The following is a 14855-nucleotide window of genomic DNA, read 5'->3' on the forward strand; positions in this document are numbered from 1 at the left end:
AGGTATTGCTTAATGATTCAAAGAGACTTTTTTATGTCGCCAAAGTTCGCGGTCACCCCATAATTGCAAGCGCCATGCATTAAACTCTACGATATTCTTGGCATTCATCATCAAATTAATGTCAGGACTGACATTTTTTAGATACCATTTGAATGTTCGACGGGCCTCATCATCTTCTGGGGAAATTTCAAACATTAATTTTTCATGTCCAAATTGTTCAATCAAAGCAAAAATAATATCGCTTCTCCAATCTTTAGCATCAGCAATACCTTCAGTAATGCCCCCTGATTCAACCATAAGCATGAAGGCACCTGCTTCAAAAAAACGCTCGGCTTCTTCAATGAGTTGAGTTAAAGTTTTAGTCGCCTTAACGTTCTGCTGATAGTTAAGTTCTTTTACACCTCCACCTACACCACTCATAACGGTAATCTCAGGTTTTGCTTTTAAACCCAATTTCTCAACTCTTTTGACGAGTTTGACTTGATCCTCGGGAACGAAATCATCAGGATGCTCGAACATACCACTTGATATCTCAACAATATCAAAGCCTAATTCTTTGGTTTCATTAAGGTACTGGTCAATGTGACAGCTATCCTGGATAAGAATTCGTTCCCCGGTATTCACATAGACTTGATTATGGTGAGCAATCTCAATAAATGAATTTACTGTAGTTTGGTCCAGTAAAGCTTGTGTACCTCCGGCAAATTTGAACCCATCAATGTAATAGCCCCAGGTGTTTAGCAATTCTTTAAGTTCAACGGTGGTAAATGCCTCGTAGTAAGGACCTCGGATTTCGATGAGTCCTGTACTACGTGGTTTGGGAGGAAGAGGTTTTAAATCAACAAATGAAAACGCCCTTTGGAATTTATTATCATCCATGAGATTCTCCCTAAAATGGTTATCGATAGACGCCTGCCATTTCCTGCAAACGTTTAATGCGATCAGCGATGGGAGGGTGGGTAGCAAATAAGCTTGTTAATCGTTCACTACTTAATGGATTTACGATAAACAAATGAGCTGTTGTTGGGTGTGCTTCCGCCTGTTGAAATTGACCCTGTTGATTTGCCATTTCCAATTTGCCCAAGGCACTGGCCAACCATAAAGGATGACCAGATAATTCAGCACCTCCGGCATCGGCTTCATATTCCCGTGCGCGCGAAACAGACATTTGCACAAGTGCTGCAGCTAAAGGCGCTAAAATCATCATTAGCATTGCAACTAAAGCATTAGGTCTTTCTTCATCACCGTGACTGAACATCGATGTCCACATAAACATATTGGCAATACCACTAATTGCCCCGGCTAAAGTAGCTGCAATGACACTAATTAAAGTATCGCGATGCGTAACGTGAGACATCTCATGTGCTAAAACGCCAGTTAATTCTTCTTCAGTTAAACGAGAAAGGATTCCCGTGGTTACCGCAATGCTTGCATGTTCGGGATTGCGGCCAGTAGCAAAGGCATTTGGTGTTGGATTGTCAACCACGTAAACCTTTGGCATGGGAATTTGTGCTTTTTGCGCTAATTCGTTCACTATACGATAGACCGGATGGTTTGGGTCCAACGGTTGTGCATTATACATTTTTAAAACAATGGTATCAGAATACCAATAGGCGCCAAAGTTCATCACAATGGCAAAGCCCAGTGCCAAAATTAATCCTGCTCGACCCCCTAAAACATTACCAATGATTAGTAATAAAGCGGTTAAAGCTGCAAGTAATATAAAAGTTTTTACATTATTCATAACAAGTCCATTTAAATGCCCCTTAGCTAAAAAGTAGGGGCATTTTAGGGCAATTTCAAGCTTTCTTGTTAAAAGCGTTTATCACTTCAGGAAGAGGTTGGCCGATAGCCGCAGAGGGAGATTTGATCGATAAAATTGCTGCCAACGTAGGAGCAATATCAATTGTGGTGACAGGTTTCGTGATGCGTGTTGCTTTAAAATTACCATTAACAAATAACAGCGGAACATAACTGTCATATTGCCAGGGGGTACCATGAGCAACACGTTGGTCATTTTTTTCAGCCAACGCCTGGTAAGGTGGTGGAACAAGATAAATATCACCAGAACGATCAGGAAAAGCCATTTTATCTACTTTGGCGCTTAGCCAATCATGTTCAGTATTGGCTAAAGGTATTGGGTAGGCTTTGAAAACACCAATTTGCTGACGCAGTGTTTCCGCCAAATAAGAACTCACTTGATTAATAGACAACTGGTGCTGATTGATTATCTCATGATTAAGGTAAACATAAGGGGGGGAGATAGCTTGTAACGTGTTAGCCGGCAATTGGAAATGTTTATCCAAAGTTTGCTCAATCACTGTTTGCATCTGTGGGATTTTTAACGACTGATTTTCTTTAATATCGTGAGAGGCTAAATAAATAGGAGAGTCGCTGACGCCATGATCGGCGGTTAATACAATCAGTGTATTGTTCAAACCGACTTGTTTATCAATTGCAGCGAGTAATTTCGCCAAGGTTTTATCAAGTCTCAAAAGATTATCTTCCGACTCAATGCTATTAGGGCCAAATTGGTGGCCAATGGCATCTACGGCAGAAAAACTGATGGCTAAATAGTCAACTTTCCCCTCTGAAGTTCCTAATTTTTCTTGATTGAGCAAGTTAATCGCAAAATCGGCGGTCAATTCATCTGAATAAGGCGTCATGGATAAGAATTTGTAATAAGTATCCGATTTAGGAGAGCCTAAATGGTGTGGGAATGAGGCACCAAATTCTGGAAAGCGATTTTTAAATGTTGGGGCTTTTGCGAACGTGTAATTGGCCAAAGGAGCACTTAAATTCCACGTTAACTCTTTAGCATCATAATGCTTGTTCCAGTTATTGACCCATTCAGGATAAGACGAGTAATAATGTTGACTGGTTACAAAGCCGCCATTTTCTTTGTCAAACCAAAATGCTTTTCCAGCATGTCCGGCTAAAGTAATCGCAGAACGGTCTTTTAACGACACAGCAAACGCTTGCCCTGTTTGTGCCAGTACAATTTCGTCACTTAGAGTGGAGGCCATCAGATGTCGTGGTGAACGACCGACAACAGATTTTTGAGAGTGGATGGTTGTTAAGATAGGGCTTTGGGGATCTTCAACACAAGCAATCGCATGTTGCGTTTTTCTGTCATACCATTCATTACTGACAATACCGTGTAAAGCAGGGTAACTTCCGGTAGCAATAGTTGCGTGTCCAACACAAGTTACGGTGTTGGCGTGCGGGTGATGGGCGTTATGGTAATCAATTCCATGATTTAGCAAATAATTAAAGCCATCAGTGCCAAACTTTTGTTGGTAACGACTAATGAGATCTCCTCTCAATTGATCAACAACAAGTTGTACTACCAATTTGGGTTGTTGGGGAGTGGCAAAAACGAAGGTTGATGCTAGTGACAACAGGAGAGTCAACTTTTTTTTCATGGCTGTCTCGCAAAAAATAAATAGAGCGATCCTAATGCAGATCACGCAATGGGTAAATAGGGAATTATCCAAAATAGTTTAATTTTTACCTAAAAAGAAAATCATTTTCTTTTACTTGTCTGAATAATGGGAAGAAGTTAAATTAAATCAGTAGGTTGTAAATTGAATAGTCCGTTTAAAGAAAACACATGACGAAAAGTTTTATTTGGTTTACACTGGTCAACGGTGAATGATTACACCAAATAACCTGTTCAAGGAGTAAGGAGAGTATAATGGGTTTTACATTGACGTCGTATAATACTATGAAAGAGAGTTTCGATCGTGGAATTCTCACTTTCTTAGGTCACCATAAAGTTGCTTCAGTAGATAAATTACCTCCTCATCGAAAGGGATATGTTCTCTTCCTGCAAACAATGATTGAGCAAATTGATCAACTTCCTGTAAAAAACACGGAGAAAGAAATTCGTGAGCAAGAAAGATTAAAAGCATCTATTCTTACAGGTGCAATGTATATCATTAGCGAAGGGATGTTGCCTGCTAGCGGGAGTCTACTACGTGATATTCTGCAAGAAACTATGGGTGTTCGAGCTGAAAACAAGGATAAAGGGACTACTGCAAACATCATTGATCCAATGAGTGCTGCTCATATGACTTCAGAAGCCATGAAGTTTTATACTGCGCTAATATTCCCTCATGGAAGTACTGATAAAATGCTTGCGCAAAATCCTTTCTCCAAAATTGAGAGTATGGATTTCGTAACATTTGAAGTCCAAGGAATTGACTTAGGTGCCACAGCTCGCAAAGCGGTTCTTCATAATGGTCGTCATGCTATGATCAACGAAGAAAAAGAACGCTTGCGTCGAGAAGCAGAAAGTAAAAAAGGTCCCTATGCTTCTTATAATCCTATGGGTTGGTTCAGTGGAACGAGCAAGAAGAAGGATGATGAAGAAGAGTATGATGATACTTTAGAAGATACCAAAGGCGCTAAGGTGTAATCGAAAACACCCTGCGTTTACGCAGGGTGTTTCTCCTCCACCGGATAACCGAACATTACCCATTCAATGATTCCACCGTCCACCGAATAAACCTCTTTATACCCTATATCTAACAAACAATGGGCTGCATACAGCGAACGAACACCTCCCTTACAATGAAGATAGATAGGGTGGTTAAGGTCTGACATGTAATTTTCAATGCGCTCTGGAAGTTCATCTTTAGGAATATGAATTGCTCCAGGGATACGGATGCTTTGCCATTCTTCTAATTCTCGTACATCGATAAGACATAAGGCAGGATTTGCATCTAATAGTTTTTTTAATTCCTGCACGTCAATCGTTGCAATATTATTCTCGTTCATAGGCTTTGTCTCGAATCATGGGTCTTGTTAGAGTAGAGTGGTGAATAAACCAATAAATGGTTGCAGTAATTACACCACCGATTAGTGTGGCAAAGGCCCAGGTTGCTGCAGATACCAGGGCTGGGCGCTGTCCAAGCTGGTATAAATTTCCAGCATCACGAGCTACTGCACCTGCAAACAAGACATGCAATAATGCATTGATCAATATTAGCAAGTACTGAAAAGTTTGTAGCTGTCCCTCGTATTGATGAATCAGTTCATTGAACGTCACACAGCCTCCTGCAATTGTTTAGACTGCCGCCATGATAACAGAAAAAGAGCTGAAACGACCAAAAAGATAGCCAGAGTTTGCAGCTGATTAGGACGTTCATTAAACATTGCAAAGCCCCAAAACAATCCAGTTAATGCAACCATTCCGCCTGTTAAGCTATAAAATACCGGCCCTGCCAAACTCAATAAATTAAAGAAGAGTAAATACCCCAAACTGGATAAAATAATTTCCAAAATGACTACCTGCTTGGTTAGCGTTAAAGGGCCAGTTAGTGGGTAGAATGCGTGTTGTTGAATAACCAAAGGTAAAAGTAATAGAGTAGACGCCAGTAGCATACCGCTGGCGGCTTCAAGCGCTGTAAGTGTAGAAGGTTGTTTAGCAGTGATATAAATTGAGCAAAGAGCAAAAGCAAAGGGACTTATCAAAGCCAACAACGCCCATCCAGAGAGGAACCCCTGAAACGTGGGGCCAATAATGAGTAAAATACCGGCAACCCCGATAAACAGTGCCATCATACGCCAACTGTCAAAATACTCTTGTTTAACGACTAAGGCCATGGGATAAACTAGCAAGGGTACTGTATTCACTAACACAGCAAGTAAACCAGCGGGAATGTGGCTGGCTATTAAATACATATTGGTATTGGGAATGGCAATACCGACTAGTCCGCATACCAAAAAATAAGGCCAATATTGAGGTTGTAAAATGGTATTGCGGCCTGTTAACAAACTGAGCACGGTTAGTAACAGTGCGGGTCCTGCTGACTGCCAAAACGCATAACCTAGGGCAGGTACATCATGAGTCATTGCATATTTGGCAAGTGCATAGCCAGAACCCCAAGTGAATCCTAATATTGTTAAAACGAGCAAGGAAAGTAGTGTTCGCTTGTTCACAGCGAGTAAACCTAAGTCTGAGTTATAATCTCATTAGTCTATCATTTTATATTGAATACAAAACAATTTTCATGCTTTGCTTCCAGTCGCGCCTTGAGTTACCATCCTTTGATAGTTTTTGCAGGAGAGAACAGTATGCATCCTACAGATGTACCAGTACCTCATTTGACAACAGCACATTGCGGGCCTCTACATCACGTAGAGAAGATTATTTTAAATCAGGTTGCAACGATTGAATCCTGGTTTAGAGAAAAATGGCAGGAAACACCCCCCTCCATTACTTCCTCTGTGGATCTTCGCCACGCTGGCTTTAAACTCGCTCCAGTCGACACCAATTTATTTCCTGCAGGGTTTAATAATTTAAATCGTGATTTTTTACCCTTATGCGTTCAAGCTGTGCAGTCGGTTATGGTGGATTCTATTCCTAATTGCATGCGAATTTTGCTGATTCCTGAAAGTCACACACGAAATAAATTTTATTTACAAAGTTTAAGTATACTTCGTGATATTTTTATACAAGCAGGCTTTGTGGTTCGCGTTGGTAGTTTGGATCCAGAAGTTACAGAACCTCAAGACATTATTGTTGAGGAAGGCGGCGTTTTACGTCTGGAACCTATAAAACGGCAGGGAAATCGAGTAGGTCTCTCTGATTTTGATCCTTGTATTGTACTGCTCAATAATGACTTGTCTTCAGGGATTCCCGATATTTTTCAGGGTTTAGAACAACCCATACGACCGACTGCGAAATTAGGGTGGGCTAACCGATTAAAGTCTAGTCACTTCCATTTTTTCAATGATGTAGCTTCTGAATTTGCCAGAGTAGTTAACATAGATCCGTGGTTAATCAATCCTTATTTTTCAGCAGTTGATGGTATTGATTTTATGGCTCAAGAAGGTATTGATAGTTTGGCTCTGGAAGCAGACAAACTGCTATCAATGATTCGAGATAAATATGTAACTTATGGCATTACGGAAAAACCTTTTCTAGTCATTAAAGCAGATAACGGCACTTATGGCATGAGCGTGATGATGATTCATGAAGCTGAAGAGTTAACGCAATTAAATCGTAAGCAACGTACCCGTATGTCTGCAAGTAAAGGAAGCCGCAAAGTTGATAGAGTCATGATTCAAGAAGGTGTTTATACCTTTGAAACCATGCCTGATGGTGCCGTGGCAGAACCTGTAGTTTACATGATAGGCCAGTTCGTTGTTGGTGGTTTTTATCGTGTGCATCAAGGCAGAGGAACTAGTGAAAATCTTAATGCTCCTGGTATGCATTTTGAACCATTAGCGTTTGCCCAAGCGTGTAACATGCCTCGTCGTGATTTGGATGTCGTTGAGTGCCCAAATCGATTCTATGCTTATGGGGTAATCGCCCGTCTTGCTGCATTAGCCGCTGCAAGAGAAATCGCAGCGATTCAGCCTGATAAAAACTAAAGGAGCTTTGCATGAAACTTGCGGTATTAATGGATCCTTTGCATCATTTAAAACCGTATAAAGACACGACGTTAGCTATGATTCAAGCGGCACAAGCATTCGGATGGTCTTGTTATTATTTCACGCATGCTGATTTATTTTGCCGACAGGGGCGAGCTTATGCCCAGCTATCAACGATTAGTATTGGTGATTTATCAGGAAAAGATTGGGCTCAAGTCACAGTACTTGGTGAGCAAGATTTAAGTGAAATGGATATTATTTTAATGCGTAAAGACCCTCCATTTGATATGGAATATATTTATGCAACTTATGCTTTAGAGCTGGCTGAAAAAGAGGGGGTTTTAGTTGCTAATAAGCCTCAAAGCCTTCGTGATGCGAATGAAAAATTTTTTACTCTCAATTTTCCGCAATGTTGTCCACCAACATTAGTAAGTCGCGATATCGCACACCTGCGTGCCTTTTGGGAGGAACATCGCAATGTCATTTTTAAACCTCTTGAGGGGATGGGGGGTAATTCGGTGTTCCATGTCGATGAGAAGGCAATGAATCTGTCGGTTATCCTGGAAGTGTTAACAAAAGGGCAAGCGGTGAGCATTATGGCTCAGCATTATATCCCTGAAATTGTTCACTCGGGCGATAAGCGAATTTTATTAATCAATGGAGAACCAGTTCCGTATGCCTTGGCTCGTATTCCTGCGAAAGGCGAGTTGCGTGGTAATCTTGCTGCGGGAGCCAAAGGGGACGTTGTTCCTATTACGGATAGAGATCGTTGGATCTGCGAGCAGATTGGTCACACTTTAAAGGAAAAAGGGCTTTATTTTGTTGGCATAGACGTGATTGGTGATTATTTGACAGAAATTAATGTAACAAGTCCCACTTGTTTGCAGGAGATTGCAAAAGAAACCGGATTGGATATAGCAGGTGATTATTTGCGATGTCTGGAGAAAAAGATTAAGGATTAAACAGCAGAGTTTAGGGTTTGTAGACAATTCACCCTTAAACGTCGAGGTGCCGTGGTTTATCGATGGTATCCATGGATCCCGCGGACGAGCCGCGGGACGTGGCCTTAAAATGACACGGGGTGTGGATTTTAAAATGACACGGGGTGTGGATTTTAAAATGACACGGGGTGTGGATTTTAAAATGACACGGGACGTGGATTTTAAAATGACACGGGACGTGGATTTTAAAATGACGTTGGGCGTCGACTTTAAAAATGATGCAGGGTGTGACTTAAGAGCTCCACATACCTTAGTTTTTTAATTAAATTCGGCATCTGTGGGCCATTGTCTATATGGTCTATATCCTACCTTGGAAATCCAATTGTCTCCAGGCTTCGAAAAGGATAATAGCAACGGAGTTGGATAAATTTAAACTACGATTATTGGGACACATAGGAATGCGAATAGCGGTGTAACGCTCTCTCAAATCAGCAGGTAATCCACGCGTTTCCGCACCAAAAAGAAGCATATCTTCATCTTTATAATTAATTTCATGATAGCCCTTGGTTCCCTTCGTTGAACAAGCAAAAATTCGTCGTTGCTGATTTTTTTCAATGAAACTTTGGTCATTGTCATAATGGATTATGTTTGCCCACTCATGATAATCGAGACCTGCCCGACGCATTCGTTTGTCATCCAGGGCAAAACCTAAAGGATGAATAAGATGCAATTGTGCGCCGCTATTGGCGCACAAGCGAATGATATTCCCGGTATTAGGGGGGATTTCAGGCTGATGGAGAACTATGTGTAGCATTCTTTGTACTTGCAGATTCAGAATTTTTAGCAGGTGGTGGATCATCATCAATGTAGTCGCCAATGTCTTCATCATTGTCATCATCATCGACGTAAAGAGAACCTATTTCTTGCTGTTCACCGGTAATTCGGAAATCACGGTGTTGTAAATACGCATCTCGAATAAAGGCATATTTATCTAAAGCTTGAGCCATTAAAGCTTCGGTTTCAAACATTTGAGAACGTAAATCAACATACCTTAATCCTGCCAATCCCCAAATGACTGCACCATTATTGATATAAGCATAAGGACTTAAAAGGGTGTAATCAAATACCATACCCATACCGTCACGAATGGTAGCAGGGCCCAAGAGCGGAATCACAATATAAGGTGATTTCTTATCGCCCCATTTGGCAAAGGTTAACCCCATATCGTTATAGTGTGGTGGTAAACTAAAATGCTTGTCAGCTACATCAAATACACCGGCAATACCAAATGTGGAGTTAATCATAAATCGCCAGGTATCTTTGATAGCATAGCGCCATTCTGCCTGTAACAGATCGTTAGCCACTGTAGGTATCATCGCTACGTTATTGAAGGCATTATTAATACCGCTGCGTACTGGCGGTGGCACAATGACTTTATAAAATTTTGCGGTGGGTTTTAACACGGTAGAATCAACGGCCATATTGAAATTATGAACCCTACGGTTATAGGATTCATAGGGATCACCTGGATTGGGGCCTTTTGTCATGCAGGCAGAGAGCATCAAAGAGCTGGTTATTGTTGCAAAAGTTACAATTAAGCGCATGATTCTTTATATTTTTATTTGCTGCATCAGGTGATGTTACACCAGTTTGTTTATATTGAAAACTGAAACCTATTAGAACTTAAGGATAAATGTGACAGGACCATCATTACAAAGATGAACCTGCATATTTGCGCCAAATTGACCACATGCGACTTCAGGATAATTTTGACGAGCAAGTGCTATTAATTGTTCAAACAGGGCTTGCCCTGATGCAGGCGATGCCCCTGATGAAAAACTGGGTCGCAAGCCTTTTTTAGTGTCGGCGACTAAGGTAAATTGGGGTACTAGCAGTAATCCACCCTTGATATCTTTTAAGCTTAGATTCATTTTGTCTTCTGTATCGCTGAAGATGCGATAATTTAAAGATTTGTCCAACATGCGCTCAAGAGTTTGTTGGTTATCATCTTGTTCAAAACCACAAAGGATTAAAAGTCCTTGAGAAATTGCTCCGATTATTTTGTCATCAACTGATACATGCGCTTCACTGACTCGCTGAACGACTATTAACATACATCTAAATCCTTATGAGCAATTTCTTTGCTGGCAGTAATTAATGCATCAATGATACCTGCTTCACGCTCTGAGTGACCTGCATCACGAACAATACTAAGATTGGAGGCAGGTAATACTTGATATAAATCCCAAGCGCCTGCAAGAGGACAGATCATATTATATCGACCATGGATGATGTAAGTGGGCAAATGCCTAATTTTATGGACATTCTCAATCACTTGATTTTCTTTTATAAAAAAATGATTGCTAATGTAGTGAGATTCCAAGGTTGCCAACGCCAAGGCAAAATGAGGGAGGCAATATTGATCAATAACGTTCAGATGAGGATGTAGACTGGAACAGCGAGCCTGCCATAGAGCCCAATGCTTGGCGGCTGACATTCGAGCCAGTTCGTTATCACCTTGTAGACATTGTGCATAATATTTTGGAAGAGCATTGTGTTCAGATTCAGGTACCACGCTAATAAAATCTTGCCAGTAATCTGGGAAAATAAGGTTGGCTCCTTCCTTATAAAACCAGTCGATGTCCTTTTTGCGCCCAAGAAAAACTTGATGCAATAATAACGCACCAATCTGATGTGGAAACTGTTGAGCATACAGTAGTGCTAGCAATGTACCCCAACCGCTACCAAATAACACAAATCGGTTTATTCCTAAATAATCGCGAATGGCATCAATATCATCTAGTAATTCTTGTGTGGTATTGTTTTTCAATTCCCCATGGGGGGTAGAACGGCCACAACCTCTTTGATCAAATAAAATTATGTGATAAAGCTCGGGGTCAAAAAAACGTCGAAAACATTCATTTCCTCCAGCCCCAGGCCCTGAATGTAAGACGATAACAGGTTTTCCTTTGGGATTGCCGATTTCTTCTATGTAAAGGGCATGAGGATCACTGACTGGTAACTCATGGCGCTGATAAGGCTTGATAGCAGGGTAAAGGGAATGCATAAATTTCTCGTTTTTGTCTTCATATTATACCGTCAATTACAAGATGCAAAGAGAGAATGTATAGACGGGCTTCATTAACGACTATTTTTCTTAAGTATAGATAATCGTGTAATTTTTTTATATTCCTTCATGGAAATGGAGTATTGTTATTGAAGCTTTGTTTTTCACTGCTAAATTTAAGATAATGAGTTTTATTTTGATTGATTAGGTTTAAAGCATGACAGCACTGCTTAAAGAATTAAACGAAAAACAACGCGAAGCGGTGAGCGCACCGTTAGGACATACACTGGTTTTAGCCGGCGCTGGTAGTGGCAAAACTCGCGTGTTAGTTAGTCGCATTGCTTGGCTAATTGAGCAGGAACACATTTCTCCGCACGCAATATTGGCGGTAACGTTTACCAATAAAGCGGCTGGAGAAATGAAAACTCGTTTAAATAGCATGCTTGAAACTCCCTTGGTGGGGTTGTGGGTTGGAACCTTTCATGGTTTATGTCATCGTTTGTTGCGTCGTCATTATGAAGCGGCAAAATTACCTGAGCAATTTCATATTCTAGATAGCGAAGACCAGGCTAGAGTGATAAAGCGCGTATTGACCGCATTGAATCTTGATGAAGATCAGTGGCCTGTTAAGCAGGCACAATCCTTCATTAATGGCCAAAAAGACGAAGGTTTAAGGCCGGAGCATGTCCATATTTTGCCTTATGGACCCACTCGCACATTAGTACAAATTTATAAGGCTTATGAGCAGGCATGCCATACAGCAGGTGTTATTGATTTTGCTGAGCTATTACTTCGTACGCACGAACTATTAAGGGACAATCCAGACATTCTGGCGCATTATCGTCACCGTTTTCAAGCCATTCTGGTCGATGAGTTTCAGGATACGAATACCATTCAATATGCCTGGATTCGCTTGTTAGCGGGTGAGCATGCCGCTGTGATGGCAGTTGGTGATGATGATCAATCGATTTACGGTTGGCGCGGTGCAAAAATTGAGAACATCCAGCGTTTTTCTCATGATTTTAACAATACACAGCTTATTCGCCTTGAGCAAAATTATCGCTCTACCTCCACAATATTGGATGCAGCAAATGCATTAATTACTAATAATAATTCAAGGATGGGTAAGAATTTATGGACTGCAGGTTCTGCGGGTGAAAAAATTATCGTTTATAGTGCTTTTAATGAGTTAGATGAAGCTCGCTTTCTTAGCGAACGAATTGCAATGGAAATTAATACAGGTCGTAGTGCGGATGAAATTGCCATTCTTTATCGTTCAAATGCTCAGTCAAGGGTTATTGAAGAAGCATTATTGCGGGCAGGTATCGCTTATCGTATTTACGGCGGCCTTCGTTTCTTCGAACGAGCCGAAATCAAAGATACCCTGGCTTATTTACGATTGATTGCCAATCCTTATGACGACACGGCATTTGAGCGCATTGTTAATTTCCCAACTCGGGGGATTGGTGAAAAAACCTTGGATGAATTGCGTCATTTAGCGCGGTCTGAAGATATTTCACTGTGGCAGGCTACAAAAACAGTATTGCAAGCGCAGCAACTACCTCAGCGTGCTGCCACGTCTCTTGCAAAATTCGTAGAACTTATCGAAACTCTGCAAGCTGAAACTACTCATCAAGAATTGGATGAACAAATAAACACAGTCATTGAAAACAGTGGCTTATATGCTCATTTTGCAAAAGTGAAAGGTGATAAAGCAGAATCCAGACTTGATAACCTCCAAGAGCTTGTGAATGCCGCGAAACAGTTCCGCTATGAACAAGAGGTTGAAGAGGATTTACCGTTGTTAGTTGCTTTTCTTGCCCATGCCTCTTTGGAAGCTGGAGAAATGCAAGCACAAGAGCATGAGCGCTCAGTACATTTGATGACACTTCATGCGGCTAAAGGATTAGAATTCCCATTAGTCTTTTTGGTCGGTATGGAAGAGGGGGTGTTTCCAGGCAAACAAAGTTTGGAAGAACCTGGTCGACTGGAAGAGGAACGCAGACTTTGCTATGTTGGAATGACGCGAGCAATGGAAAAGCTGGTGATATCTCATGCTGAAGTTCGTCGACAATATGGCCGTGAAGAGTACCATCGTCCCTCTCGTTTCTTACGAGAGCTACCTGAGGAATTATTAGACGAGGTACGAGTGAAGGCGCGTTTTCAAGCCCCACTTTCTCCGAAAAATCTGTCAACTGTTGCCGCCGAAGAAGTTGGGTTGAAACTTGGGCAAAATGTTAGTCATCCTAAATTTGGTCAAGGTGTCGTCTTAGCTGTTGAAGGAAGTGGTGCCCACACAAGAGTGCAAGTAAAATTTGCTGATCACGGTTCCAAATGGCTGGTATTAGCCTACGCTAATTTAACACCTGTTGAGGATTACGCACCTTTTTAAGTAATTACTGCGTCTAAATATTGAATTTAGTACACGCAGGTGCTACGTTTCTGTGTGCGAAAATTTTAGGGTCTTTAGACCATTTTATAAACGCTGTAAATAAAGGACAGATCCAGCAATGGTTCGTTAAATATGATGTTAATTTATAACAAGGGGAAGGGTGTGAAATTTACAAATCTGTTAACAGCTGGGGTTTTGGCAACAGTTATGACATCACCACTAGCTATTGCTGCTGGTGCAGCAGACACTACTAAATCAGATTCAATGTCTGCAACACAAAAAAAAGAAATCGAAAAAATCATTCATGATTATCTGGTGAATAACCCAGAAGTCTTACTGGAAGCTTCTCAAGCCTTACAACAAAAACAACAACAAGCCATGCAAGAGCAAGCTCAGGCTGCCATTAAAGATAATGCTAACCAATTGCTCAATGACGACCTGACTGTACTCGGTAACCCAAAAGGTAATGTTACTTTAGTGGAGTTTTTTGATTACCAGTGTATTCATTGCAAAAAAATGGCACCTGTTATCAGCGAATTAATTAAAAAAGATAACAACTTAAGAGTGGTATTTAAAGAGTTTCCTATTTTCGGTAAAAGTTCTGATATGGCTTCTCGTGCCGCGCTTGCCGCAGCTATGCAAGGTAAGTATAAAGAAATGCATGACGCTTTAATTAAGCAAGATCAGCGTCTCAATGAAAAAATTATCATGGACACCGCAAAATCTATTGGTTTGGACACAACAAAACTAAAAACCGATATGGAAAGCAAAAAAGTGACTGATGCTTTGAATGCAAATCGAGAATTGGCGGAAAAACTACACTTAATGGGTACTCCTGCCTTTATCGTTGCAGCTACACCTGCTGGACATTTAAAAGAGGGTAGTACACCTTCATTTATTCCAGGTGCTGCAAGTGAAGAATCATTGCAAGAGCTTATTAAAAAGGCGTCTACTAGCAATTAAATAGTCATCAAGCAGGTGATCCGATTTGGATTACCTGCTTGTCACTGATGTATAGTTCCTTCCGAGTTAATGTCACTTCGTTCTCGTCATGCTATTGCAATAAAAGATA

Annotated in this window: 16 protein-coding genes; 6 read left to right on the top strand and 10 right to left on the bottom strand. The window is 40.9% G+C overall.

Annotated elements, in window-relative coordinates; translation table 11 throughout:
* Positions 1–9: 9 nt before the first annotated feature.
* From LHA_RS03490 to LHA_RS03500, 3 genes are read right to left on the bottom strand one after another with little or no spacing between them, the layout of a single operon-like run.
* Positions 10–879: a phosphosulfolactate synthase gene (locus LHA_RS03490; protein ID WP_045105297.1), complete on the bottom strand. Its 870-nt coding sequence runs from the start codon at positions 877–879 to the stop codon at positions 10–12.
* 19 nt (positions 880–898) lie between these two features.
* Positions 899–1744, bottom strand: coding sequence for a zinc metalloprotease HtpX (gene htpX / locus LHA_RS03495; RefSeq protein ID WP_045105298.1), 846 nt, complete (start codon positions 1742–1744; stop codon positions 899–901).
* A 55-nt stretch (positions 1745–1799) separates the two neighbouring features.
* Entirely contained in the window at positions 1800–3425 is a 1626-nt protein-coding gene (locus LHA_RS03500; RefSeq protein ID WP_045105299.1) for an alkaline phosphatase family protein, read from the bottom strand.
* Between the two features lie 272 nt (positions 3426–3697).
* On the opposite strand from LHA_RS03500, the gene LHA_RS03505 reads away from it, so the two are divergent.
* Positions 3698–4420 (top strand): hypothetical protein, encoded by a 723-nt coding sequence (locus LHA_RS03505; RefSeq protein ID WP_045105300.1) that lies wholly within the window; start codon positions 3698–3700, stop codon positions 4418–4420.
* 17 nt (positions 4421–4437) lie between these two features.
* Here LHA_RS03505 and LHA_RS03510 read toward each other — a convergent pair whose 3' ends face one another.
* From LHA_RS03510 to LHA_RS03520, 3 genes are read right to left on the bottom strand one after another with little or no spacing between them, the layout of a single operon-like run.
* Positions 4438–4782, bottom strand: coding sequence for a rhodanese-like domain-containing protein (locus LHA_RS03510; protein ID WP_045105301.1), 345 nt, complete (start codon positions 4780–4782; stop codon positions 4438–4440).
* The gene (locus LHA_RS03515) at positions 4769–5053 is read right to left on the bottom strand and encodes a hypothetical protein (protein ID WP_045105302.1); all 285 of its coding nucleotides are present in this window, start codon (positions 5051–5053) and stop codon (positions 4769–4771) included. Before LHA_RS03515 ends, LHA_RS03510 begins: the two co-directional genes overlap by 14 nt.
* Complete coding sequence (locus tag LHA_RS03520) at positions 5050–5946, bottom strand: DMT family transporter (RefSeq protein ID WP_045105303.1); 897 nt, start codon at positions 5944–5946, stop codon at positions 5050–5052. Before LHA_RS03520 ends, LHA_RS03515 begins: the two co-directional genes overlap by 4 nt.
* A gap of 135 nt (positions 5947–6081) precedes the next feature.
* Between LHA_RS03520 and gshA the strand changes: the two genes are divergently transcribed.
* Genes gshA through LHA_RS17240 form a run of 3 tightly spaced genes read left to right on the top strand, consistent with a single transcriptional unit; the run spans position 6082 to position 8646 of the window.
* On the top strand, positions 6082–7383 hold the full coding sequence (gene gshA, locus LHA_RS03525) for a glutamate--cysteine ligase (RefSeq protein ID WP_045105304.1): 1302 nt from the start codon (positions 6082–6084) through the stop codon (positions 7381–7383).
* Between the two features lie 11 nt (positions 7384–7394).
* Positions 7395–8345 carry a glutathione synthase gene (gene gshB, locus LHA_RS03530; RefSeq protein WP_045105305.1) on the top strand — a complete coding sequence of 317 codons (951 nt, stop codon included), beginning with the start codon at positions 7395–7397 and terminating at the stop codon, positions 8343–8345.
* A gap of 46 nt (positions 8346–8391) precedes the next feature.
* The gene (locus LHA_RS17240; RefSeq protein WP_231861969.1) at positions 8392–8646 is read left to right on the top strand and encodes a hypothetical protein; all 255 of its coding nucleotides are present in this window, start codon (positions 8392–8394) and stop codon (positions 8644–8646) included.
* A gap of 36 nt (positions 8647–8682) precedes the next feature.
* On the opposite strand, the gene trmL is transcribed toward LHA_RS17240, so the two are convergent.
* The 4 genes from trmL to pip all read right to left on the bottom strand — a co-directional run bounded on the left by trmL (position 8683) and on the right by pip (position 11391).
* Positions 8683–9138: a tRNA (uridine(34)/cytosine(34)/5-carboxymethylaminomethyluridine(34)-2'-O)-methyltransferase TrmL gene (gene trmL / locus LHA_RS03540; RefSeq protein WP_045105307.1), complete on the bottom strand. Its 456-nt coding sequence runs from the start codon at positions 9136–9138 to the stop codon at positions 8683–8685.
* Positions 9110–9928: an MlaA family lipoprotein gene (locus tag LHA_RS03545; RefSeq protein ID WP_045105308.1), complete on the bottom strand. Its 819-nt coding sequence runs from the start codon at positions 9926–9928 to the stop codon at positions 9110–9112. The genes trmL and LHA_RS03545 overlap by 29 nt, the downstream gene beginning before the upstream one ends.
* A gap of 72 nt (positions 9929–10000) precedes the next feature.
* Positions 10001–10438 carry a D-aminoacyl-tRNA deacylase gene (gene dtd, locus LHA_RS03550; protein WP_045105309.1) on the bottom strand — a complete coding sequence of 146 codons (438 nt, stop codon included), beginning with the start codon at positions 10436–10438 and terminating at the stop codon, positions 10001–10003.
* Entirely contained in the window at positions 10432–11391 is a 960-nt protein-coding gene (gene pip, locus LHA_RS03555; protein WP_045105310.1) for a prolyl aminopeptidase, read from the bottom strand. The genes dtd and pip overlap by 7 nt, the downstream gene beginning before the upstream one ends.
* A gap of 217 nt (positions 11392–11608) precedes the next feature.
* Between pip and uvrD the strand changes: the two genes are divergently transcribed.
* Together uvrD and LHA_RS03565 are read left to right on the top strand one after the other, a co-directional pair.
* Positions 11609–13783, top strand: a complete 2175-nt coding sequence (uvrD, locus tag LHA_RS03560) for a DNA helicase II (RefSeq protein WP_045105311.1) — start codon at positions 11609–11611, stop codon at positions 13781–13783.
* Positions 13784–13945: 162 nt separating this feature from the next.
* Positions 13946–14746: a DsbA family protein gene (locus LHA_RS03565; protein WP_045107378.1), complete on the top strand. Its 801-nt coding sequence runs from the start codon at positions 13946–13948 to the stop codon at positions 14744–14746.
* Positions 14747–14855: the final 109 nt, after the last annotated feature.

It is taken from the genome of Legionella hackeliae, from assembly GCF_000953655.1.
GTDB classification, from domain to species: Bacteria; Pseudomonadota; Gammaproteobacteria; order Legionellales; family Legionellaceae; genus Tatlockia; species Tatlockia hackeliae.

Coding starts and splice junctions, on each gene's coding strand:
- gshA (WP_045105304.1), top strand. CDS start 6,082: ATGCATCCTACAGATGTACCAGTACCTCATTTGACAACAGCACATTGC.
- uvrD (WP_045105311.1), top strand. CDS start 11,609: ATGACAGCACTGCTTAAAGAATTAAACGAAAAACAACGCGAAGCGGTG.
- LHA_RS03545 (WP_045105308.1), bottom strand. CDS start 9,928: ATGCGCTTAATTGTAACTTTTGCAACAATAACCAGCTCTTTGATGCTC.
- LHA_RS03500 (WP_045105299.1), bottom strand. CDS start 3,425: ATGAAAAAAAAGTTGACTCTCCTGTTGTCACTAGCATCAACCTTCGTT.
- trmL (WP_045105307.1), bottom strand. CDS start 9,138: ATGCTACACATAGTTCTCCATCAGCCTGAAATCCCCCCTAATACCGGG.
- gshB (WP_045105305.1), top strand. CDS start 7,395: ATGAAACTTGCGGTATTAATGGATCCTTTGCATCATTTAAAACCGTAT.
- LHA_RS03505 (WP_045105300.1), top strand. CDS start 3,698: ATGGGTTTTACATTGACGTCGTATAATACTATGAAAGAGAGTTTCGAT.
- LHA_RS03490 (WP_045105297.1), bottom strand. CDS start 879: ATGGATGATAATAAATTCCAAAGGGCGTTTTCATTTGTTGATTTAAAA.
- LHA_RS03510 (WP_045105301.1), bottom strand. CDS start 4,782: ATGAACGAGAATAATATTGCAACGATTGACGTGCAGGAATTAAAAAAA.
- htpX (WP_045105298.1), bottom strand. CDS start 1,744: ATGAATAATGTAAAAACTTTTATATTACTTGCAGCTTTAACCGCTTTA.
- dtd (WP_045105309.1), bottom strand. CDS start 10,438: ATGTTAATAGTCGTTCAGCGAGTCAGTGAAGCGCATGTATCAGTTGAT.
- pip (WP_045105310.1), bottom strand. CDS start 11,391: ATGCATTCCCTTTACCCTGCTATCAAGCCTTATCAGCGCCATGAGTTA.